Annotated in this window: 21 protein-coding genes, 1 tRNA gene and 2 pseudogenes; 14 read left to right on the top strand and 10 right to left on the bottom strand. The window is 36.9% G+C overall.

Features of this window, described 5'->3' with window-relative positions; all coding sequences use genetic code 11:
* Positions 1 to 27: 27 nt before the first annotated feature.
* Positions 28 to 100 (top strand) — tRNA-Val (locus tag ACTJJQ_RS01445).
* 250 nt (positions 101 to 350) lie between these two features.
* On the opposite strand, the gene ACTJJQ_RS01440 is transcribed toward ACTJJQ_RS01445, so the two are convergent.
* Entirely contained in the window at positions 351 to 1,295 is a 945-nt protein-coding gene (locus ACTJJQ_RS01440) for an acetyl-CoA carboxylase carboxyltransferase subunit alpha (RefSeq protein WP_081114978.1), read from the bottom strand.
* 32 nt (positions 1,296 to 1,327) lie between these two features.
* Positions 1,328 to 1,774, bottom strand: coding sequence for a MarR family winged helix-turn-helix transcriptional regulator (locus ACTJJQ_RS01435; protein WP_017359641.1), 447 nt, complete (start codon positions 1,772 to 1,774; stop codon positions 1,328 to 1,330).
* A 250-nt stretch (positions 1,775 to 2,024) separates the two neighbouring features.
* Between ACTJJQ_RS01435 and ACTJJQ_RS01430 the strand changes: the two genes are divergently transcribed.
* The 5 genes from ACTJJQ_RS01430 to catA all read left to right on the top strand — a co-directional run bounded on the left by ACTJJQ_RS01430 (position 2,025) and on the right by catA (position 7,114).
* Positions 2,025 to 2,855 carry a sialate O-acetylesterase gene (locus tag ACTJJQ_RS01430; protein WP_129548235.1) on the top strand — a complete coding sequence of 277 codons (831 nt, stop codon included), beginning with the start codon at positions 2,025 to 2,027 and terminating at the stop codon, positions 2,853 to 2,855.
* A gap of 491 nt (positions 2,856 to 3,346) precedes the next feature.
* Entirely contained in the window at positions 3,347 to 4,459 is a 1,113-nt protein-coding gene (locus ACTJJQ_RS01425; protein WP_046343302.1) for a Rap family tetratricopeptide repeat protein, read from the top strand.
* Positions 4,460 to 5,101: 642 nt separating this feature from the next.
* Positions 5,102 to 5,554, top strand: a complete 453-nt coding sequence (locus ACTJJQ_RS01420) for a GNAT family N-acetyltransferase (protein WP_017359634.1) — start codon at positions 5,102 to 5,104, stop codon at positions 5,552 to 5,554.
* The gene (locus tag ACTJJQ_RS01415) at positions 5,547 to 6,149 is read left to right on the top strand and encodes a YczE/YyaS/YitT family protein (RefSeq protein ID WP_056704913.1); all 603 of its coding nucleotides are present in this window, start codon (positions 5,547 to 5,549) and stop codon (positions 6,147 to 6,149) included. Before ACTJJQ_RS01420 ends, ACTJJQ_RS01415 begins: the two co-directional genes overlap by 8 nt.
* A gap of 305 nt (positions 6,150 to 6,454) precedes the next feature.
* Positions 6,455 to 7,114 carry a type A chloramphenicol O-acetyltransferase gene (catA, locus tag ACTJJQ_RS01410; protein WP_048001664.1) on the top strand — a complete coding sequence of 220 codons (660 nt, stop codon included), beginning with the start codon at positions 6,455 to 6,457 and terminating at the stop codon, positions 7,112 to 7,114.
* 747 nt (positions 7,115 to 7,861) lie between these two features.
* On the opposite strand, the gene ACTJJQ_RS01405 is transcribed toward catA, so the two are convergent.
* Positions 7,862 to 8,518, bottom strand: a complete 657-nt coding sequence (locus ACTJJQ_RS01405) for a TetR/AcrR family transcriptional regulator (protein ID WP_060832251.1) — start codon at positions 8,516 to 8,518, stop codon at positions 7,862 to 7,864.
* 72 nt (positions 8,519 to 8,590) lie between these two features.
* On the bottom strand, positions 8,591 to 9,409 hold the full coding sequence (locus tag ACTJJQ_RS01400; RefSeq protein ID WP_008348355.1) for an oxidoreductase: 819 nt from the start codon (positions 9,407 to 9,409) through the stop codon (positions 8,591 to 8,593).
* Between the two features lie 265 nt (positions 9,410 to 9,674).
* Here ACTJJQ_RS01400 and ACTJJQ_RS01395 point away from each other — a divergent pair.
* A pseudogene (locus tag ACTJJQ_RS01395) lies at positions 9,675 to 10,505 on the top strand (SMI1/KNR4 family protein).
* A 41-nt stretch (positions 10,506 to 10,546) separates the two neighbouring features.
* Here the strand turns inward: ACTJJQ_RS01395 and ACTJJQ_RS01390 are convergent.
* The gene (locus ACTJJQ_RS01390; RefSeq protein WP_035392368.1) at positions 10,547 to 10,795 is read right to left on the bottom strand and encodes a DUF2651 family protein; all 249 of its coding nucleotides are present in this window, start codon (positions 10,793 to 10,795) and stop codon (positions 10,547 to 10,549) included.
* A 593-nt stretch (positions 10,796 to 11,388) separates the two neighbouring features.
* Between ACTJJQ_RS01390 and ACTJJQ_RS01385 the strand changes: the two genes are divergently transcribed.
* On the top strand, positions 11,389 to 12,285 hold the full coding sequence (locus tag ACTJJQ_RS01385; protein ID WP_046343313.1) for a macrolide 2'-phosphotransferase: 897 nt from the start codon (positions 11,389 to 11,391) through the stop codon (positions 12,283 to 12,285).
* A gap of 44 nt (positions 12,286 to 12,329) precedes the next feature.
* On the opposite strand, the gene ACTJJQ_RS01380 is transcribed toward ACTJJQ_RS01385, so the two are convergent.
* Both ACTJJQ_RS01380 and ACTJJQ_RS01375 read right to left on the bottom strand, forming a co-directional pair.
* Positions 12,330 to 13,205, bottom strand: coding sequence for a LysR family transcriptional regulator (locus ACTJJQ_RS01380; RefSeq protein ID WP_046343315.1), 876 nt, complete (start codon positions 13,203 to 13,205; stop codon positions 12,330 to 12,332).
* A gap of 23 nt (positions 13,206 to 13,228) precedes the next feature.
* Positions 13,229 to 13,927 carry an aspartate/glutamate racemase family protein gene (locus tag ACTJJQ_RS01375; protein ID WP_035392360.1) on the bottom strand — a complete coding sequence of 233 codons (699 nt, stop codon included), beginning with the start codon at positions 13,925 to 13,927 and terminating at the stop codon, positions 13,229 to 13,231.
* Positions 13,928 to 14,119: 192 nt separating this feature from the next.
* On the opposite strand from ACTJJQ_RS01375, the gene ACTJJQ_RS01370 reads away from it, so the two are divergent.
* Positions 14,120 to 14,644, top strand: a complete 525-nt coding sequence (locus ACTJJQ_RS01370) for a DinB family protein (RefSeq protein WP_144684625.1) — start codon at positions 14,120 to 14,122, stop codon at positions 14,642 to 14,644.
* A 4-nt stretch (positions 14,645 to 14,648) separates the two neighbouring features.
* Here ACTJJQ_RS01370 and ACTJJQ_RS01365 read toward each other — a convergent pair whose 3' ends face one another.
* Positions 14,649 to 15,212, bottom strand: a complete 564-nt coding sequence (locus ACTJJQ_RS01365) for a GNAT family N-acetyltransferase (RefSeq protein WP_348936672.1) — start codon at positions 15,210 to 15,212, stop codon at positions 14,649 to 14,651.
* Positions 15,213 to 15,228: 16 nt separating this feature from the next.
* The gene (locus ACTJJQ_RS01360) at positions 15,229 to 16,134 is read right to left on the bottom strand and encodes a LysR family transcriptional regulator (protein WP_017367054.1); all 906 of its coding nucleotides are present in this window, start codon (positions 16,132 to 16,134) and stop codon (positions 15,229 to 15,231) included.
* 112 nt (positions 16,135 to 16,246) lie between these two features.
* On the opposite strand from ACTJJQ_RS01360, the gene ACTJJQ_RS01355 reads away from it, so the two are divergent.
* The 4 genes and pseudogenes from ACTJJQ_RS01355 to ACTJJQ_RS01340 all read left to right on the top strand — a co-directional run bounded on the left by ACTJJQ_RS01355 (position 16,247) and on the right by ACTJJQ_RS01340 (position 19,349).
* A complete protein-coding gene (locus ACTJJQ_RS01355) occupies positions 16,247 to 17,404 on the top strand; it encodes an MFS transporter (protein WP_138279264.1) in 1,158 nt (385 codons plus the stop codon).
* Between the two features lie 202 nt (positions 17,405 to 17,606).
* Positions 17,607 to 18,176 (top strand): annotated as a pseudogene (locus ACTJJQ_RS01350) (TetR/AcrR family transcriptional regulator).
* 31 nt (positions 18,177 to 18,207) lie between these two features.
* Entirely contained in the window at positions 18,208 to 18,627 is a 420-nt protein-coding gene (locus tag ACTJJQ_RS01345; RefSeq protein WP_440599889.1) for an N-acetyltransferase family protein, read from the top strand.
* 263 nt (positions 18,628 to 18,890) lie between these two features.
* The gene (locus ACTJJQ_RS01340; RefSeq protein ID WP_440599888.1) at positions 18,891 to 19,349 is read left to right on the top strand and encodes a GyrI-like domain-containing protein; all 459 of its coding nucleotides are present in this window, start codon (positions 18,891 to 18,893) and stop codon (positions 19,347 to 19,349) included.
* Positions 19,350 to 19,410: 61 nt separating this feature from the next.
* Here ACTJJQ_RS01340 and ACTJJQ_RS01335 read toward each other — a convergent pair whose 3' ends face one another.
* Positions 19,411 to 19,758, bottom strand: a complete 348-nt coding sequence (locus tag ACTJJQ_RS01335; protein WP_039168782.1) for a YunG family protein — start codon at positions 19,756 to 19,758, stop codon at positions 19,411 to 19,413.
* A gap of 167 nt (positions 19,759 to 19,925) precedes the next feature.
* On the opposite strand from ACTJJQ_RS01335, the gene ACTJJQ_RS01330 reads away from it, so the two are divergent.
* Positions 19,926 to 20,537 carry a hypothetical protein gene (locus ACTJJQ_RS01330; protein ID WP_156060661.1) on the top strand — a complete coding sequence of 204 codons (612 nt, stop codon included), beginning with the start codon at positions 19,926 to 19,928 and terminating at the stop codon, positions 20,535 to 20,537.
* Positions 20,538 to 20,666: the final 129 nt, after the last annotated feature.

Raw genomic sequence — 20,666 nt, 5'->3', positions numbered from 1 at the left:
AGAAAGCCCAGAACTGATACATAATCCGATTCCGTAGCTCAGCTGGGAGAGCGCTACCTTGACAGGGTAGAGGTCGCTGGTTCGAGCCCAGTCGGAATCATCGTTGAAACCCTTGCCTAGCAAGGGTTTTTTGATTGTCGGTAACAAATATTTGTTCTGTTTCTTTTGGTTGGGGACGAACTTTATCCACCAGATTGTTTCTCAGTATTTTTAGAATCAAAAAATTCCTTTTCCATACCAATCACACATTTTTTAATAGTATCAGCATATCCAGTTTAAGAGGTTACTTACAAAATATTTAGAACTTTTTAGTAAGAATCCTCAGAAATGTAATACGGTTTTAAATATTTTCATTTATAATTCTCTATTTGTCTATACTTTTCATATCGCTGTTGTATAAGCTCTTCCGAGGATAATCGTATCAATTTTTTAAGAGATGATTCGATTGCAGATTCAATCAATTTTGCCTGTGAGTTGATATCATTTTGTGCTCCACCCTTAATTTCAGGAATGATTTCATCAATAATTCCTAAATGCTTTAAATCTTTTGCTGAAATTTTCATATGTTTAGCAGCTTCTGGAGCATACTTAGCGTCCTTCCATAGGATAGATGCTGCTCCTTCTGGCGAAATGACCGAGTACCATGAATACTCTAACATATGGATATGGTTACCGACACTAATGCCAAGAGCTCCACCACTTGATGCCTCTCCAATTACAATACAAACAATTGGCACTTTAAGTGTAGCCATTTCCAATAGATTTCGAGCTATCGCTTCAGAAATTCCACGTTCTTCAGATCCTTTGCCTGGATAGGCGCCAATTGTATCAATAAATGTAATAATAGGGCGATTAAATTTATCAGCTTGTTTCATCAGTCTTAGCGCTTTTCTATATCCTTCTGGGTGTGACATTCCAAAATTTCTTTCTATATTTTCCTTTGTACTTCTCCCTCTTTGATGACCAATAACCGTAACGGGCATCCCTTTAAATTTTGCAATACCACCTATCATTGCTTGATCATCACCATATAATCGATCACCATGAAGTTCAAAAAAGTTTGTAAACAATAAAGGTATATAATCCAATGTCGTGGGCCGGTTACGTAGCCTTGCAATTTGAACTCGTTGAAAAGGTGTAAGATTAGAATAAATTTCATCTTGCATTTTATTTAAACGTTTTTCTAATTCTTGAATTTCTGATGATAAATCTACATTATGTTCTTTCATCATTTTCTTTAATTCATCAAATTTCTCTTTTAGTTCAATCATAGGACGTTCAAAATCCAAACTCATTTTATCCTCCAAAGGGTATGATTTACCTCACTCTAATCAAAAGACTTAGAAATAGAATCAATAAATAATTCAAAACCATCCACAACTATTTTTTGTTCTGATTCTGATAAATTATTAAGGATACGTTGATAAAATGTAAGGGATTGTTCTCTTAAGCGATTAACAGTAATGTGACCTTTTTCTGTGAGGTGCAGAAAAAGTTCTCTTCTGTTTTTTTCATTTACTTCACGATAAACAAGTCCCTTTTTTACTAACTTATCTACCAATCTACTTACAGTTGAAGTCTCTAATCTAAGTTTATTGGATAGTTGCCAAACAGTTAATTTTTCTATCTCTAGTTCCTCTAACGCCATCATTTGAGAGGTTGGTAGAGGTTTTTCAAATGGTCCATTGGGCAAATTTTGAGATTCAAAAACCCCAGTTATTATAATCATTTTCTTAATATCTGATCTTAGTTTTAAGGCATCTTCTCTTTTCAAAAAAGGTCACCCTCCTAAAATTCATGTAGTATACATCAATTGTATTATACATGAATATGTTTTTTTCACAAGTTTAACGTCAGCCCATATGACAACATGGACAAGAGATTTCTTCTTGTTAAAATGGTTTAAGTGGATTGATCATAGTCGATCCACCTGATTGATAGATGCATCAGGATCTTACCCTAAGTAATTACTGTTTACTGTTCTTTCAACAAAATATGAAAAATGAAGAGAGGGGGAGAAAAATATGAAGTCATTTTTACTAATTGGACAATCAAATATGGCGGGGCGAGGCTTCAAGCATGAAGTGCCACCAATTTATAATGAAAGAATCATGATGTTGCGAAATGGTAGATGGCAAATGATGACTGAACCCATCCATTTTGATAGACCGGTAGCTGGCGTAGGACTAGCGGCTTCTTTTGCGGAGGCTTGGTGTAAAGAGCATGAGAGAGAGAAGATTGGTCTTATCCCATGTGCCGAAGGTGGCAGTTCCATTGATGAGTGGTCACGAGATGGGGCATTATTTCGTCATGCAATAAATGAAGCTAAATTTGCAAGGGAAGATAGCGAATTGGCCGGAATATTATGGCATCAAGGAGAAAGTGACAGCCAAGATGGGAAATACAAAGAATACGATGAAAAAATACGAAGATTATTTCATGAACTGAGAACTGAATTATCTGTACCTAACATTCCGCTTGTGATAGGTGGTTTGGGCGATTTCTTAGGAAAGACAGCATTTGGCGCAGGATGTGTGGAATATCAACTGATCAATGAGGAACTACAAAAATATGCACATGATCATGAAAATTGTTATTATGTTACTGCGAAAAGCCTTATACCTAATCCGGACGGAATTCACATCAATGCGATGTCCCAAAGAATATTTGGTATAAGATACTATGAAGCATTTCGAAAAACAGAACATATACATGAACCATTACCAAATGAACATGAGCTAGTGAATGACTGTCATAATAGAATGAATACCTCAGCGGAGAATACATATATAGCACTAGAAAAATTCACGTTGGGCAAGATGACTTATGAAGAGTTGCTGGAGGCTTTAACTTAGGTAAAGGTCATGGTAGTCTTTGAATAAACAGAAAAATGATATATCTTGTGAAAGGATGATTGTGGTGGTAAAAACAGATAAAGCTTCCTCCTGAATACAGTAAATCACATTCAGGAGGAGATATAAAATGTTTAAACAAATAGTCGAAAGTTATCCATGAAAAGAGTACTTTCATCATTATATGACGGTAGCCTGATGCTCATATAGCTAGGTGATCGATCTAGACATCACGAAATTGTATGCAATATTAAAAGAAAAAAGGCTAGATTCAATGCAAATTACCTGAAGACAAAAGGTATTCTCATGGAAATCTAGAAGATGAAGGCAGACTGAAATGAGTCTGCCTTTTTGTTTTGTGAGGATAAAGACATGTGCCAAAGGTTTATTGATGTACACTGGTTCTTTTTGCGGTTTCTTTTCGGTGCCTTGTAAATTTCTGTATGTCATAATAAATGTAATATAAGGGAATTTTGTGGAAGGGGAGTAAGGGGATGGAGAAAGTTCTTTCTTCACATGTTGGTGTGAAAATAAATGAATGGTATAAAATGATTCGGCAATTTAGTGTGCCGGATGCAGAGATTTTAAAAGCTGAGGTTGAATGGGAAATAGATAGGATGGAAGAAGATCAGGATCTTCTTATCTATTATCAATTAATGTGTTTTCGACATCAACTTATGCTTGATTATATAAAACCTTCATTCGATCAATCTATTTCCGCTCTAGTCGATAAAATAGAGAATGCTAACCATCAACTGTCTGGAATGTTGCAATACTATAATGCCTTTTTTAGAGGTATGCATGAATTCAGTCAGAAAGAGTATGTACAGGCCATTCAATATTATAAGATTGCTGAGAGACAGCTGGCGCTTGTTGTAGATGAAATTGAACAAGCAGAATTCCATTTTAAAGTAGCAGAAGCATATTACATCATGAAACAAACCCATGTTTCTATGCACCATATTATAAAAGCGCTAGAGATTTATGATCGTTATGATCTTTATAAGGTGAGAAAAATTCAAAGTCTATTTGTGATCGCAGGAAATTATGATGATTTTAAACGATATGAGAAGTCGCTCCCCCACTTACATAAAGCACTAAATCTTGCTGAAGAAGTAAATGATCAAAGATTAATTGCTAAAACTTATTTGAATCTTGGAAATACGTATGACAGGCAACAGGATTATATTAAAGCTGCGTCCTTCTATAAAAAAGGACTAGATAAGATGAGTGAAAACAATGAAGATATTAAACCAAGATTATTTTTTAGTTTAAGTTGGACCTTGTTTAAAAGTGATAACACAAGAGAAGCACTTGATTATATCGCTAAAGGAATAAAAAGTGCAACAGCAGAAAACAATCTGTTTTATAAAACATTGCTCAATTCATTAAAGACAATTTATGTCGATGAAGGTATTGAAAATGTACGAAAAATGTTTAAAGGATTAGAAGAAAAGAAGTTGTATCCTTATATTGAAGAGTTTGCTTTAAGCCTTGCAAATCTCTATGAGAAAAGAAATGATTCGGAGAGGGTAGCAGATTATTATAGAACCGCCATAGAAGCTCAAACCGAAATCCAAAAAGGGGAGTGTTTATATGAATATTAAAATGAAGATATTGATTAGCGCCGCTTTATTGGTAGGTGCTGCTTGTCTGGGCTCTCTTAATTACTCAAAAGAATCAACTGATCGAAATACCACTGTATTTCCTCAAAAAACTGATCGAAACACGACGATGATCGATCCAAACTCAATATTTGAAAACGTATAGGCAAAATGAAAACAGACCCTCCACGGTCTGTTTTTTTATTGGGACAGATTGGGGACGAACCTTTTCAGTTTTCTTCAGAAATGCACATTTTTTATCAGAAAGGCTAATCATAGAACCTTATTAAATCAGTCTTTTTCAGGGAAGAACAAAGTAAAACCCCTGACTTTTATGGCTAGGGGATTTTTTCTGAGAACTTTCTTCAAATGTTAATCACAAAAAAACAAAGGCACCAAAAGTGAGAAGTGTAACGCCAAGAGATACCAAACTGATAAGTGGCGTAATAGTTCGCATTAATTCCGCTTCGACATTCACTACTAAAACCAGCTTTCTCAATTTCTTTCTCTTGCAAAATGCCCACTATCTTAAAAAAACCTGCATTTTTGTTGTAATTGCAATAAAAATATTTTATTCTTACTAGTATAAGACCATATAAATGCTTCACCTGGTTCAGACTAATATCAGAAAAGGATTGATAAACAATGCATATAAAAAAAATAACAACTGAAAATGACTTACAAGTTGCTCTTAATATTAGAAAGTCGGTCTTTATTGATGAACAGCAAGTACCTGAGTCTGAAGAATTTGATCAATTTGACACTCTTCAGGAACAATGTCAGCATGTCTTGGTATGCCATGAGAATGAACCTGTCGGCACAGGTCGGGTGCGTATTGTGGATGGTACAGGTAAATTGGAACGAATTTGCATCCTAAAACCTTATCGTAAGTACGGTTTAGGCAAAGTGATTATCAGAGAACTGGAAAAAATCATGCAAGAAAAAGGAATTACAAAGATAAAGCTGCATGGACAAACACAAGCAGAAGGTTTTTATAAAAAACTTGGTTTTCAAACTGCTTCAGATGAATTTATGGAAGACGGGATTCTGCACGTTTTAATGATAAAAGAATTATCTTTAAGTAGAGATCATGTCTAATAAAAAAAAGTATGTTTCTTACGGTTTAGGTGTACTCGTATTAAGTTTAGGAATTTCATTAACAATACAATCAGGACTAGGTGCTTCCCCATTTGATGCCCTTTTAGTTGGCCTTTCCAAAGAATTTGGTCTTACCGTAGGGAGCTGGGAGGTCTTGATTTCTATCATCATCTTAATTTGCAATTCTATATTAGTGAGAAAAAAACCTGTTTTTTTAGGTTTGATTACAGCGTTCGTGACTGGAATCGGTATTGATCTGTGGTTACTCCTCATCAAATATGTCATTGATACAAGTATGTGGTTTAGCAAACTGACTTGCTTTGGAGCTGGTTTGATATTCATTGGTCTTGGAACAGCCGTATATCTTCAAACAAAATTCGCATCAACACCAATTGATCATTTAACACTCATTCTTCGAGATATTTCAAAAAGAACGATCGCATTTTCGAGAACAATATTATATGCATTTTTCTTCATATTAGCTTTTATATGCAAAGGACCTATCGGTGTTGGAACCATATTAACGATTTGTTTCGGAGGCATCATTCTTCACTTTTTCATGCCTATTGTTAACCGTCGGTTATTATCAAATTGATGATTTGGCTGGGTACGATAAATCAATTAAAAAGCTTCTATAGTAAAGGTAGAAGTGAATAGAGGATAGCGCTGATAATTACAAATTCTATATTGGCAGGGGAGAAATATATATATCACTAGAACAGTTCACGTTAGGGAAGATTACTTACGAAGAGTTGCTGGAGGCTTTATCATAAACAAAGCTCATGGTAGACTTTGAATGGACAGAAACATGACATAACTCTTGAAAGGATGATTGTGGTGGTAAAAACAGATAAAGCTTCCTCCTGAATACAAGCAATTACATTCAGGAGGAGATAAAAAATGTTTAAACAAATAGATGAAAATTATCCGAGAAAAGAGCACTTTCATCATTATATGACGGTAACCCGATGCACATATAGTCTGGTGATCGATCTAGACATCACAAAATTGTATGCAATATTAAAAGAAAAAAGGCTAAAAGTATATCCTGTGCAAATTTATTTGTTAGCAAGAGCTGTGCAAAAATTACCGGAATTTCGGATGGATCAAGTGAACGATGAACTTGGTTACTGGGAGATTCTCCATCCTAGTTATACGATTTTAAATAAAGAAACAAAGACGTTTTCAAGTATTTGGACGCCTTATGATGAAAACTTTGCTCGGTTTTATAAAAGCTGTGTAGCGGACATGGACACTTACAGCAAAAGCAGCAGCCTATTTCCGAAACCTCATATGCCAGAAAACATGTTCAATATTTCAAGCCTGCCGTGGATTGATTTTACTTCTTTTAACCTTAATGTATCTACAGATATAACTTATTTACTGCCAATATTTACGATAGGCAAGTTTAAGGTGGAAGAAGGAAAAATCATTCTGCCCGTTGCGATTCAAGTACATCATGCTGTTTGTGATGGCTATCATGTCGGTCAATATGTTGAATATTTGAGATGGCTTATAGAACATTGTGAAGAGTGGTTAGATTCATTGGATATGTCCTGAATGTCAGGAGTGATTTGCAAGAGGTGTTCCCGTGGAATTTAAAAGATAGCTTAAAGCAGACTTAAATGAGTCTGCTTTTTTGTTTTTTGATGAAAATTTAAACGTGACAAGTAGCTATTAATGGCAATAAAGATTTGTTTCTCATTTATTTTTGCGGTTTCTTTTCGGTGTTTTGTAAATTCTATCATGTGATAATAAATGGAATATAAGGGAACTTAATGAATTGTGAGTAGGGGATGTAGAAAATTTCAGCTTGAAACTGTTTTCAAGAGTAGGCCTGAAAAGTGATTTGTGATGATTCTGAGTATATTTAAGCTTCTAAGTCAATTAAAGATAGGTGATAAACTACGTAGTAATGGAATATAGAACGTTAATTCAACCATAGCAATTCATTATGCTGCTAGGGTTTACAGGAAATATGGTTTCGATTTTGATAAATATTAAACAAGTTATGGTTTATGACAACGTAAAAAAGATTAACAAATTAAATAACAGCCCAACAAAAGGTTAAATAAAATTTTGAAATTATTAAAACAAAATCAATGCGGAATACAACAATCAAAGAACAACAAAAAACATGTCGAAACACGACGATGATTGCTCGACGCACAGCATCTCAAAATGTATAAAACATATGAAAACAGACCTTAAGGAGGTCTGTTTTCATATTGGCTTCAGTCAAAATCATCATGAACATGAGGAAGATGTAAGTGTTGTATGCACTTTTGTTGTGCACAACATTTTATGTCAAGCCTCAAGGTTGTGTAAATAACCATCAAGATAAAAAGACATTGTATTCATCACATCTGTTTTAAAATCTCGTTTAAATTCATGCAAATTATGATTTTCAATAATAGTAATGACTTCATCTGGTAAAGTGGCAGTGAGTTTGCATCCAGTGATAATCGCTGCTTCAGCTTGAAAAATATCCATCACTTGCGCCTCATTGATCACATCATTTGAACAAAGTAAGTCTGTCATTTCCGTTAGCTTTTGAAATAATAACAGTTTTGATTGAAGCATGGTATCAGAGTCGATGTTTCTTTCCAAAACAGACGTGCGAATGGCTTCTAATCTAATGTACATAGGATTTTTATCAATGATTTCTTCCAATTCTTTCAGAAAAAGTTGTTTGATATCCTGAAGGTTTTTGATCTGTGTTTCAGAAATAATTTCAATGAAGCGTTCTAGTCTCTTTACATATTCCCGGCATAATAGTTGGAAGAAAAGAGCTTCTTTTGTTTTGAAATAAACAAATAGTATGCCCTTTGATAGCTTCGTTTCTTTGGCGATATCTGACATTTTGATTTGGTTATATTCATGTGTCTCAAAAAGCGCTGCTGCTTTATCTAAAATCGCTTGAGCTCTTAGAGCCTTCGCTTCATCTGTCATCGCTCGTTTCATTATTTTCAACCTCCATTTCAAAGGTAATTTTGATTTGGAGTCAGACAAAGAGATATTTAGGGGAGCAAGTGATTAGCTGAATCTTTTAATGATTTTGTCAAACGTACGATCACCCAGGAGATTTTTCATAAACACCATAGGTTTAGCACCAAACCCAACCAAATAGCGCGTTTTAGGTTTCGTTACAGTGACAGCTTTCACAATTGTATTTGCAATGACATCTGGTTTTGTTAAATTACTTCCTGAATACGTTTTTACCATATTATCTGCTGATTTGTTGGCAGCTTCTTTATAAGCTCCTTTTGCTGAAGCAGTTTTAAGTTTTTCTGCTGCAATGACGCCCCAATCGGTTGCGATCCCGCCAGGTTCCACAACAATCACATCAATACCAAATGGTTCAACTTCTAACCGTAAGCAATCAGAAAAACCTTCTACTGCAAATTTTGTAGCGTGATACCATGCGCCAAATGATGTCCACACTTTACCACCCATAGAAGAAATATTGACGATCTTTCCATAGTTGTTTTGTCTCATATTAGGCAGAACAAGCTGCGTCATTCTGGCCAGTCCAAACAGGTTGACTTCTACTTGTCTTCGAGCTTCTTCCATAGATACATCCTCCACCGCACCATATGAGCCATAGCCGGCATTATTGACAAGCACGTCGATTCTTCCTTCTTTGTCCAAAATCTCACGTACACAGTTTACCATAGACTCTTCATCAGTGACATCAAGTGAAATGGTGTGAATTCCTTGAGAGATGAGATCCTCCATCATTTCTTTTCGACGAGCAGCACCATAAACAATAAAACCTTTCTTATTTAATTCAATTGCTGTGGACTTTCCAATACCTGCTGATGCACCTGTGATAAGAGCAACTTTTTTACTCATTCGTTCTTCCTCCTTTTAATGACCTTTGGTCAATTATATATGACTTAGGGTCAATTATAAATGACTGACGGTCAACTGTAAAGGGGAATATGAAGATGTTTTATCATTTGTTTTAATGGTCGAATTTATGACCATGAAACGCTTTAAGAGTACAAAAAAGGTGTTTAATACTTTGACCGCCAATGGCCGGAGGATCTGGTGGTCATTTTAAAAATATGAATGATATACTTATCTCAATAAATACTGGGAGGCATCCATTTTGAATTTGAAATCATTCTGGGAGAAAGATGAAGAGAGTCCTTTTACGTTAGAAAAGATAGATGAGGAACAAATTCGTGAAGCAGAGGGAACACTTGGAGTCACTTTACCCGATACATACAAAAAACTCATTTTAGAATGGAATGGTGGTTTTACAGTTCGTAATGCTTTTCCAACCGAACGGCCGAATTCATGGGCAGAGGATCATGTTCAATTCGATCATCTAAGAGGAATCGCTAAAGATGATTGAATTATGAATAGTGTTCAGTTAAGTGATGAATTGGAGCTACCAGAGGGATTTGTTTTCATCAGCGGGGAAGAAGATACATGGATTGCCATGGATTATCGAGAAACGAAGGAACATCCTCCTATTCACTATTTCGATTTAGAGCTGGAAGTAGATTTTAAGCTGGCAGATAGTTTCGATGAATTTGTTAAGCGGTTATATACAGCTGACGACGCCATGGTTGAAGTAATAGAGATTGAGGAGGAAGCTTCGGATTTATATATCAGTAAAGAAGAGCTTGAACACATTTTTGAGAGAGGAGACCTTCGTCAGCAGAATCTCTTCAAAATGGCACATTATCCGATGGAAGACATTGAAGAGATCGCATGGTTTTTCTTGCGCATGAAACAGTGCATCAAACAGATAAAAGATCAACATGTCTTGTATGAAACAGCTACTGCTATTCACTCCAACCTTCTGTTAAACCCAGATATGCCAAGGAATGACCGTATTAATCAAGAGCTGCAAGAAATTGCTGAATTTCTAGAAAATAGTGAAGATCCGAATACCGCCTTTTTGGGAGAGGACATTCATCCAGTGAAAAAACGATAGTGAAAGATGAAAAGCCCTTTCTAGGGCTTTTCGAATGTAGTTTATGATCTCTTTTTATTTAAAATTTTCATAATGAATAATGCTATATATGAAGCAATGAATGAGCCTAAAGTGTAAACAACAGCCCAGCCAAAGAAAGAGACATTGAAAAGTGTAAATGTCAGAATGAGCAAAATGATAAAGCTCACAATTGGCATGAAATAAACCTTTTGTACAAACAATGTGACGATAAAAGAAGCGATGATCATACTGACTGGAAGCAAGCCGAATGCGAATTCTAAATGAGTCATATCCATTCTCCTTTTAAATGACTTAGCTACATTTGATTTGTTCTCATTGTCTCTCTTACACTCAAAATTCATAGTACATCGGGTTTTTGAGTTTAATAAATTATATTAGACAGAAGAATCAATAACCATATCATAACACATAAAAATGAAATTATTTCATTTTATGTAATTTAAAGGGTTTTTGATGATTTTAAATCTTTCTTTTTGTCATCTTATTGAAAGTCATATTTAAATAAAGTATAGTAAATTTATATGATATAGAGGAGGATGGTTAAAAATGATGCATGCAGGAAGATTACGCCAGAAAACTTTGAATCAGTAATTTCATATGTTCAAAGGCTCTGTTTTCATCAAACGGAGTAAACGGGGTAGTCTGCACATTTTTAATGATCTTCAGCGGGAAAGTATGCAATTTCACTAGAAAAGAGGCAGCTAATCGGTCTGTCTTTTTTTGTATGTTTTTTATGATGCAAAGAAAGGCATATGTCTAGCTTTGTTTACTCTGACCACATAAAGTAGCCTGTTTGTGGGTTTTGTGATGATATTCTTGATGCCTATTGATCATGACTAAATGAACAATTGGAGGATTGGATATGAATAGACTGGAATTAAAGCAGTTAGTCAAACATCACGGATTAGAGATTTTAGAGAATACCATCAAAATAAATGAATCAGGTGTGGATTTCCGTGTCGCTCACGTCGAAGATTTACATGGTGATCAATGGATAATAAGAATGCCTCGCAGACCTGAATCAATGAAACATACCTTACAAGAAAAAAAGACATTAGATTACATTAGTAATCAGGTTCACTTTCAGGTTCCTAAGTGGTCTATCTTTACAGAAAGTCTGATTGCTTATAAACAATTAGAGGGGGTACCGGCGGCTAGTATTGATGTGGAACAGCAATCTTATGAGTGGAGATTTGACCAAACGAATGTACCGCAAGCTTATTATGAATCATTAGGAAGAGTTTTAGCGAATGTACATTCCTTAGATCAACAGCCTTTTAAAACGATCGGTGTGGACATGCTCAGTGCTCATGAATTAAGAGGATCAATGAAACAGCGAATGGAACGTGTCAAATCGCAATACACCATTAACAGCGGTTTATGGGAGCGCTGGCAAGAATGGCTAGCTAAAGATTCTTTATGGCCGCCTTTTGTGGGAGTGAAGCATGGAGATTTGCATCCTGGTCACATTCTGATTGATGAAAATCAATGTGTTACCGGTGTGATTGATTGGTCTGAAGTGGGGGTTGGTGATGTATCTGCAGACTTTTTGTCGCATCAACTTCTCTTTGGGAAAGAAGGATTAACGAAACTTATCCATGCGTATGAAAAAGCAGGCGGGAGAACTTGGTCAGGAATGGATGAACATATAATAGAACTTCTGACGACAAGTGCGATCACTGTGGCCGAGTACGCACAGAGATCAGGATTGAAAGATATGTATGAAACGGCAGCATACATGTTGGCAAACGAAAGCTAATCAATCAGAACAAATCCAAAAAAAGCCCCTAAAAAGGGCTTTTTTTAATCTAATTCATGAAAAAACTGTTTGAGTTGATCAATGAAAACGGATTTGGATTTTCCTTTTTTATAAATGAACTCAATATTGATGTTGAAATTGATAGATGGCTCAATTGAAATTTGTTTTAGTGTTCCTTGTTCTACTTCATTTCTAACACAATGATGAGGAAGAAACGATAGTCCCATTCCTTGTAGCACTAAATTTTTTGCAGTTTCCATATGATCAACCTCAATGGAAATGTTCGGTGTGATGTTGTTTTTTTGAAATAATCGGTGGAGCATCAACCAATCAAATGACCCATAGTCAAAGAAAATAAAAGGTTGTTCTTCTAGTTCATTCATATTGATGTTGCCTAGGCTGGCAAGCGGGTGATGAGTTGGGACGAACAGCCCGATTGGATCGCTGAAAATCGGGATTGATTCAATTTGAGGATGTGTTTCAGTCCTGACAATGCCAAAGTCTACTTGGTTGTTAATCACTTTTTGGACAACATCCTTTGAATGTCCTGTTACAATTTTCACTTTCAGATTTTCGTATTTTTCTTTTAGGGCGGGCAATATGTTAGGCAATAGATTATTGGAAATAGAGGATGCGCATCCAATCGTCAATTCATAAGGGAGCATCGTTTGTTTGAGACTATGCTTTGCTTCTTGATAAGAATGGAGAATCTTTTTGGCATGCGGGTAAAACTGTTCACCTTTTTCCGTCAGAGATAGTTTATTTCTCTGTCTATCAAATAATTTCAGGTCTAATTCTTTTTCTAACGATTGAATACGTGCCGATACAGAAGGCTGGGTTAAATACAATGCTTCTGCAGCTTTATTGATACTGCCTAGCTGGCATACATAAATAAACGCTTCTATATTCTCAATATTCATGTTATCCCCTTATATGACTTTCTTTAAATGTTTAGTTTTTCAAGCTCATACACTAATTTTACAGCTTCTTTCGCCAAAATGACAGTAGGGTCAATCACTTTCACAGCTTTGGTTGACCTTAGAACTAAAGGAATTTCTGTACAGCCGGCAATGATGGCTTCTGCTCCTTGATTGATTAAAATTTCTGCAGCTAACGCCAGTTCACTTTCGCCTTTACTCAATTTCCCTGCTTTCACGGCATAAATCCCATTCATCACACTTTTCTGAAGATTTTCACTAGGAGTCATGACATCAATCTTGTGATGGGCACAAGCTTTTTGATAGAGCTGGGTTTTTAATGTGCCATCAGTACATAGTAAGCCCACAGACGTATAGTGATGTTTGTTCAGGTGCTTTGCGGTTTCTAATGGCATATTCATGATAGGGATATGAGTGGATTGTTGTACGTTTTCTAAAAAGAAGTGAGCGGTATTGCATGCAATCAGAATAAAGTCCGCTCCTGCGCGTTCTAATCTTTTAGCTGATGCAATCATATATTCTGTAGGATCTTCGCCTTTCCCAAATATGGCATTGGTTCTATCAGGGATTTGCGGATCATTATCAGCAATCACATGGAGATGATCCTGATCTTTTATCGCTGGTGTATGAGAAATGATTTTTTTCATCAGATCAATCGTCGCTAAAGGGCCCATACCACCCATAATCCCAATCGTTGTAGACATCAATATCACCACATTTCATTTTTTTCTATTATAAAAAAAGAAAGGATGGTGAGTGTTATAGAAAAGTTCTATTTGTATATAGAAGGTTGATCAAAAGCACCTTTTATTTTCTTCTTTATCTGTTTTGCAGTATGAGTTGCAATCTAATCAAAAAACATTAGAATAAAGAAAAATTGATAAAGGAGCTACCATATGAATTTCAATTTGGATGAAGCTTTAGATATGTTGAGTCGAACTCCTCGTACATTAGAAAGTCTTTTGTCAGGTTTATCGAAGGATTGGCTTCACAGTCGTGAAGGGGAGGGAACGTGGAATCCCGTTGAAGTCATTGAACATTTGATTGAAGCAGAGAAATTCAACTGGATTCCACGATTAAATGTCATTCTTGCTGATGGAGAGAATACCCCATTTCCTGCATTTGACCGCTACGCCCATTTGAATCAAACTGAAAGACAGATAGAACAAGCACTAGCAGAGTTTCATCATGTGCGGATGGAGAATGTGGCATACATTCAGCGTATGACACATTCAAGTCTTGATCTAGAGAAAAAGGGCGTCCATCCAGAATTCGGCGTCGTGCAAGTGAGCGAATTACTTTCTACGTGGGTTGTCCATGATTTCACCCATATCTCCCAAATTGTTCGGGTCATGGCGGAACGATATCGAACCGATGTAGGACCGTGGAGCGCCTATTTAGGGATTTTAAATAGGAAATAAATGATTAATGACGCTTCGCGGCCCACTCGGATTGAAGAATAGCATATTGATACTCATCGACCCAATGTCCTTTTGACATATAATTTTGTAGCAAATGTCCTTCGCGTCTCATGTCTAAACGTTCCAGCACTCGAATAGATTTTTCGTTTCGTACATCTGTAAAGGCAATGATTTTATGCTTGTTCAGTGTAGTGAAAATATATTCGATCATTGAATTCAAGGCTTCGTGAATATAGCCCTTTCCTTGAAATTCAGGCGCGAGTGTAAATCCTATTTCAACGATTCTAGGCTCGCTGCCGAGTGTATGAATGGCGCAATCTCCTATCAGCTGATTGGATTCAGATAAGGCAATCGCGTATTGAAACCACGTCCCTGGTTGATTAGGTTGTTGCGTCATTTGGTGTTGAACAAATAATTCAGCGTCTTCGTGCGTGTAGTTTTCCCAAGATTGAAATGTGGCAATAGAGGGGTTTGATCGGTATTGATAAAATGCTTCAATATCCTGCTGATCAAACTGGCGAATCACAATCCGGTTTGTTCTTGTAAATATGCTGTTTGCATTCTTCATGTGTTACCCTCACTTTTTAGTTTGTTCTTGATTTGAAAAAGTCTATTAGCCATTCAGATAGCTGTTTTTGCGCTTTGGTCACAAATCGATCGGCATAATATGTTAATTCAAGATGCCGAACAGGAGCAGGAGCAGAAATAGGGATAGAGACAATATTAGGCCATGCTGAATGTTGCTTTAACAGCCCTCTTGGCTGGATGGTGGCGCCGATCCCAGCTTCAACCAGCTGCAATAATGAAGTGGCAGACCCAACATCCATGACCGTGTCCAATTCAAAACCGTGTTCTTTACATACGTCATCGACCAAATCTCTTCCTAAATAGCCTTTTGGATACATGACCAGCGCATGCTTTGTCAGCTCTTTTAGCGTCACTTCACGCCTTTTTGCCAGTTCACTGTCTGAATGAACAAACAATTCGTAGGGCTCATCGCCAAGTGGAATTTGAATCAGGCGTTTATCCGCAGGCCCGCGCAGCCCAATTCCGATATCGACTTTATGTGAGAGCACCTCGTCACGAACAAAGATGGTCGAAAAAGCCTTTAGATTGATCTCTGGATACAGCGTTTTAAATTCTACAAAAAGCGGAACAAGCTGAAAGTCAAGATCAGAGGGAAGGACGGCAAGCCGAACGGTACCCCGCTGTTCAGATAAGAGTTCTTTCATGGCATTTTTTGCATCTCGTTCAGCCTGAAGCATTTTCATGCCATATTGATAAAGAAGCGAACCAGCTTCAGTTGCAACTACTTTTTTACCGATTCGGTCAAAGAGCGGCATCCCAACTTCAGCTTCAAGCAGCTGAATCTGTTGGCTTAATGTAGGCTGTGATATACCTAGTTGCTCTGCAGCTTTTGTGAAATGTAAATGATCGAATACAGCCATAAAATAGGTAATGTGACGAGTATCCATATGCCATCCTTTCATTAATGATAGTATTTTCCTATCATCATAATACGAATTATTGTATTGATCAATGAATGAAGCGGATTTATACTCATAGTAACCTCAACAAGATGAGAGAGGAAGAAGAGTATTGATAAAAAAAATATTTTATTTAGCCGCTTTATTTTTAGCTGCCTTAAACTTGCGCCCAATCATTACATCCGTAGCTTCTATGATGAGCATGATTCAATCAGACCTTGGCGTTAGTGCACTCACGGCAAGTCTTTTAACCACTTTGCCGGTCTTGTGCATGGGAGTGTTTGCCCCTGTAGCAACGAAACTAAGCCGCCGGTTTGGATTAGAGAGAACCCTTTTTTTCTCGATTTTTCTTATCACAATTGCGACTGGACTGCGTGGTACAAGTCAAACAGTTACCATCCTTCTCATGACTGCTTTTGCAGGAGGAGTTGGAATTAGTTTTGCCGGACCATTGTTGTCTAGTTTTATTAAAAAGTATTTCCCGAAAAGTCCTGGGATTGTCAGTGTGTACTCTATATCGATGACAGTTGGAGCTGCACTTGCTTCGGGCTTGACCATTCCGATTTACCTTCGCAGTGAGCATAACCTTCCACTTGCGTTATCCTGCTGGGCGATTTTAGGCGTTATTGCCATGATTTTATGGCTCGGTCTAGCTCGTCAAAACCAACAAGCGGATCTTGCAGACGTGCCACTGAGATTACCGCTGCGAAACAAAAAAGCCATTCAATTCACCTTGTTCTTTGGCTTTATGTCTAGCATGTTCTATTCGTTAACAGCGTGGATTTCACCCATTGCGCTTGATTTTGGGAATAGTCCGCAGTATGCCGCCATGCTGCTTACGATATTTACACTCATTCAGATTCCGGTGGCATTACTCGTTCCAAACATCGTCAATCGTCTAGGAAAGCCGAAATTATTTCTGATCTTATGCAGTTTGTCAGAGCTGATTGGCCTCATATTCCTTCTACTGCCAATGCCGATCCTGCCAGCTGTTATTTTTCTGGGGATTGGAGCAGGTGGATTATTTCCTTTGGCGCTTATGCTGCCTATTATTGAAACGCGTACACCAGAAGAAGCCGGTACATGGTCAGCGATGTCACAGATGGGCGGGTACATCATGGGAGGATTTGGTCCATTTTTAATCGGTTTGATTTTCGATATCAGCGGACATTTTCAAGCTGCTATTGTCGCAATGCTCGCCATCGTGATGCTGATGATTGGCGTGCAGTTATCTATGAAGTTAGGAAAAAAACGTGATGAGGTATCCAATTAAAGATCAGTATACCGCTGCTTTTATTTCATCACTCAATTGAAATCGCCATAGCCTATTTCTAAGTAGGCTATGACGATTATTTTGCTCAATCTTTAAAAGATGCACCTGAATGAATTATCGTGAAAGAAATTTTTCAACTTTACGAGTGGCCATTTCTGCAGCCTCCATGATCATTTCACATAATGAAGGAGGAGAAAAGAGGATGCCTTATCCGAAAGGTCATAAGTCAAAAGTGAGAGAGCAGATCATCGCAAGTGCTGCACGAGCATTTCGAACAAATGGGGTCCGTAATATCAGTTTGCCATACATTATGAAAGGGGCAGGTCTAACTCATGGAGGGTTTTACGCTCACTTTAAGAACAAAGATCAGTTGGTGATAGAGACTTTTCATTTTGCTATTACGGATACGATCAAGCTGCTGCAAAGTGTTGCAGACAAGAAGGCAGATCAGCCTCGAATTCAGACGATCATTGAATTTTATTTAAGTTCCGTTCACCGTGATCAGACGGAAGTCGGCTGTATACTGCCTGCACTGGCAGGGGAGATTGCTCAATTATCGCAAGAGGTACGGAAAGCTTATACCGATGAATTGAAACGGTTTATGGCGTTTATAGCCGATACGGGAAACATAGATCACTCTAAGAGTTACGCACTAGTAAGCAGCATGATTGGTACAATTGCTCTTGCGCGTGCTGTCAATGACTAGCAGTTCAGTGATCAATTGTTATTTGCAGGCAGAACACAGGCAAAACACATATTAGAAGCGAATTAACATTCAAATGAAAAACATAGGAGATGTTGCGATGTTTATTAGAGAAGCAAGCATAGAAGATTATCCACAATTAAGACAAATCTATTTAGAATCCCGACGTCAGAGCTTTCACTGGCTCAATACAGAAGAAATCAAACTCCAAGATTCTGATCAAGATACGCAGGAAGAGCAAATTTTCTTAGCTGAGGAGAACAATAAAATCCTTGGATTCATCTCATTATATGTGCCAGATCGTTTTATTCATCTCTTGTTTGTACATCCAGAAGCTACTGGTCAAGGGGCTGGCGATCAGCTGCTCAAGCAAGCTATAAAAGTTTTGGGAACACCAGTCACCCTCAAATGTGTATCCGAAAATCACAAAGCTTTGTCTTTTTATCAAAAAAGAGGATGGAAGGCTGTTGTAGAGGAAGGGGAGCCTGGGGCGAAGTACTGGGTGCTTATTTATGAATAGAAGTCATGTTATCTATCATTCACACGGCCCTTTATAGGGCCTTTTTGATTGTCAGTTTCTAAAAGCCATTTCTTCAAATGAAAATCAATAACAAATGAGCGGCTAAAATCCGTTCTTTTTTATGCTTAAAAATTGGACATCTTATGAATGAGAATATGAGATTCCATTATTTTTAATATCCTAATGCATTATATTTTAAAGGGTGTTACCGTTGGATGTAAGGAATGATTGGCCAATCTTCCAATAAGAGTTGGAGGAGAATCATGAATTACAAAATTGAAATGTTAACGAATATGAAAATGGTGTATATGAGAAATATAGGACCGTATGGCAGTAAAGAGAATGTGGAGATGATGAAGAAATTTAAAAAATGGATCAACGAACATCAATTCAATGATGAATTAAAGAAGCATGGCATATACGGTGTCCCTCAAGAAGATCCTGCAAGAACTTTACCTGAAAATTGCAGATATGACCTAATGTTCATGACAAATAGAGATTTCTCCAAAGATCAACTTGTTCAGACTGGTCATGTTGAAGGAGGAAAGTATGCTGTGTTTACGGTGACACATACAGCCGAAAAAGTGAATTTGTTTTGGAGACAATTACCTCAAATGATCCAACACAATCAATTGAACATACGCCATGCACCTATTATGGAGAGATATAGAGAAGATGAAGGCGAAGATAAGGTGTGTGAATTCTTACTGCCTATCTTTTAAACATTTTATCTAACTTTCATGAAAACAGACCTCTTGTGGTCTGTTTTCATGAATATAAAATCTACACGTTTAAATAGTTTAGGACTCGTTCCTTTAAATAACGATATTGATCCTTATTCGTATCTTGAAATGCTTCTTCCCGATTTGAAGGTACATCCATATAAAAAATTTCTTCAGAGAATTGTGAAGAAGTAAAGTCAATTCTTGTTCCATTCACTACGTTGTAAAAGTGCCATCCGCTGGGTAATGAGGTCTTGTTTATTTTTCCGCCTAAAAGATCATGGACAACTAAAGAAGTGACGCCACATTGTCCGTTTGCTGGGTTGTCTTTACTCCATTTTGAACTAGATTGAGAGGACCAGGCTTTATATAAAGCATCAATGATTTCGTCTGTCGAGTAGAGGTTCATTTACTAAAGATCCTTTCTATTTAAAGAGTGAGATAAATATAGCATCTGTTTAGTCTATAGTAGATTTTTTTCATTTAAAAACCAATAAAATCTTTTCGTTGAAGCACTTGATCCAAATGATATACTATGGCTAAAACAATGAAAGGTCATGTCAGGAGGAGCATGGTGTGATATTCATCATAGGAATTGTAATCGCTTTTATTGTTGCTATTTTAGGCTTTACTGTTTTCGTAGATGTAGGTAATGGGTTGGGAACGGCTTTTAGCATTATTGGGGGAATGGTCATTTTATTCATAGCGGGAAGGCTGCAAAGACAAAAAGAAAAGAATGATCCAAACATCTTATTAGATAAGATGATGATGCTCTTTCATGAAGACGGATTTCAGTCCTCAACATACATCTTTTCGCAAAATGTTGATAAAGGTTTTGCGATTGATGACGAGCGAAAGAAAATGCGCTTTATTACACATCAACCTGGCGGCTCATCTCAGAAATTCAGGTTTGAAGTCACTGAACTTTCCTTGCAAGAGTTGAAACAAGTTGACATGTTAGAAGATGGTATACCGATTGAACATTCTACTGAGAGTGATAATAATGAAGAGATTTCTACACTTCAATTAAGATTAACGATGAATGATCAAGAAGCATCAACGATCACGATCACCTTCCTGCAATTTGATGTGCCAGTTCGTAAGAGCACCGCTGAATATTTAATTGAACGAGAAAATTTGGAGGAAATTTATCATCAAATTAATTCGATGATGAAATCTGTATATTAACTAAATTCCTGTTCATAAAGAAGAAATCACATTTTGATGTGGTTTCTTTTTTTATCTCAATCAAGTTAAAGCCAGTCCAGTCATTGTAGTTGAATGTTTTTCTCAAAAATGAATAAAGATAGACTAGAC

Source organism: Bacillus sp. 22483 (assembly GCF_052044605.1).
Taxonomy (GTDB): Bacteria; Bacillota; Bacilli; order Bacillales; family Bacillaceae; genus Bacillus; species Bacillus altitudinis.
This window is presented reverse-complemented; position numbering and strand designations above follow the sequence as displayed.

Bases quoted from the DNA above. Each gene is read 5' to 3' on its own strand.
- ACTJJQ_RS01365 (WP_348936672.1), bottom strand. From the start codon at position 15,212: ATGAAGAATGCAAACAGCATATTTACAAGAACAAACCGGATTGTGATT.
- ACTJJQ_RS01340 (WP_440599888.1), top strand. From the start codon at position 18,891: ATGAATTACAAAATTGAAATGTTAACGAATATGAAAATGGTGTATATG.
- ACTJJQ_RS01420 (WP_017359634.1), top strand. From the start codon at position 5,102: ATGCATATAAAAAAAATAACAACTGAAAATGACTTACAAGTTGCTCTT.
- ACTJJQ_RS01380 (WP_046343315.1), bottom strand. From the start codon at position 13,205: ATGAATATTGAGAATATAGAAGCGTTTATTTATGTATGCCAGCTAGGC.
- ACTJJQ_RS01430 (WP_129548235.1), top strand. From the start codon at position 2,025: ATGAAGTCATTTTTACTAATTGGACAATCAAATATGGCGGGGCGAGGC.
- ACTJJQ_RS01335 (WP_039168782.1), bottom strand. From the start codon at position 19,758: ATGAACCTCTACTCGACAGACGAAATCATTGATGCTTTATATAAAGCC.
- ACTJJQ_RS01390 (WP_035392368.1), bottom strand. From the start codon at position 10,795: ATGACTCATTTAGAATTCGCATTCGGCTTGCTTCCAGTCAGTATGATC.
- ACTJJQ_RS01345 (WP_440599889.1), top strand. From the start codon at position 18,208: ATGTTTATTAGAGAAGCAAGCATAGAAGATTATCCACAATTAAGACAA.
- ACTJJQ_RS01360 (WP_017367054.1), bottom strand. From the start codon at position 16,134: ATGAAAGGATGGCATATGGATACTCGTCACATTACCTATTTTATGGCT.
- ACTJJQ_RS01370 (WP_144684625.1), top strand. From the start codon at position 14,120: ATGAATTTCAATTTGGATGAAGCTTTAGATATGTTGAGTCGAACTCCT.
- catA (WP_048001664.1), top strand. From the start codon at position 6,455: ATGTTTAAACAAATAGATGAAAATTATCCGAGAAAAGAGCACTTTCAT.
- ACTJJQ_RS01415 (WP_056704913.1), top strand. From the start codon at position 5,547: ATGTCTAATAAAAAAAAGTATGTTTCTTACGGTTTAGGTGTACTCGTA.
- ACTJJQ_RS01385 (WP_046343313.1), top strand. From the start codon at position 11,389: ATGAATAGACTGGAATTAAAGCAGTTAGTCAAACATCACGGATTAGAG.
- ACTJJQ_RS01405 (WP_060832251.1), bottom strand. From the start codon at position 8,518: ATGAAACGAGCGATGACAGATGAAGCGAAGGCTCTAAGAGCTCAAGCG.
- ACTJJQ_RS01440 (WP_081114978.1), bottom strand. From the start codon at position 1,295: ATGAGTTTGGATTTTGAACGTCCTATGATTGAACTAAAAGAGAAATTT.
- ACTJJQ_RS01400 (WP_008348355.1), bottom strand. From the start codon at position 9,409: ATGAGTAAAAAAGTTGCTCTTATCACAGGTGCATCAGCAGGTATTGGA.
- ACTJJQ_RS01425 (WP_046343302.1), top strand. From the start codon at position 3,347: ATGGAGAAAGTTCTTTCTTCACATGTTGGTGTGAAAATAAATGAATGG.
- ACTJJQ_RS01375 (WP_035392360.1), bottom strand. From the start codon at position 13,927: ATGTCTACAACGATTGGGATTATGGGTGGTATGGGCCCTTTAGCGACG.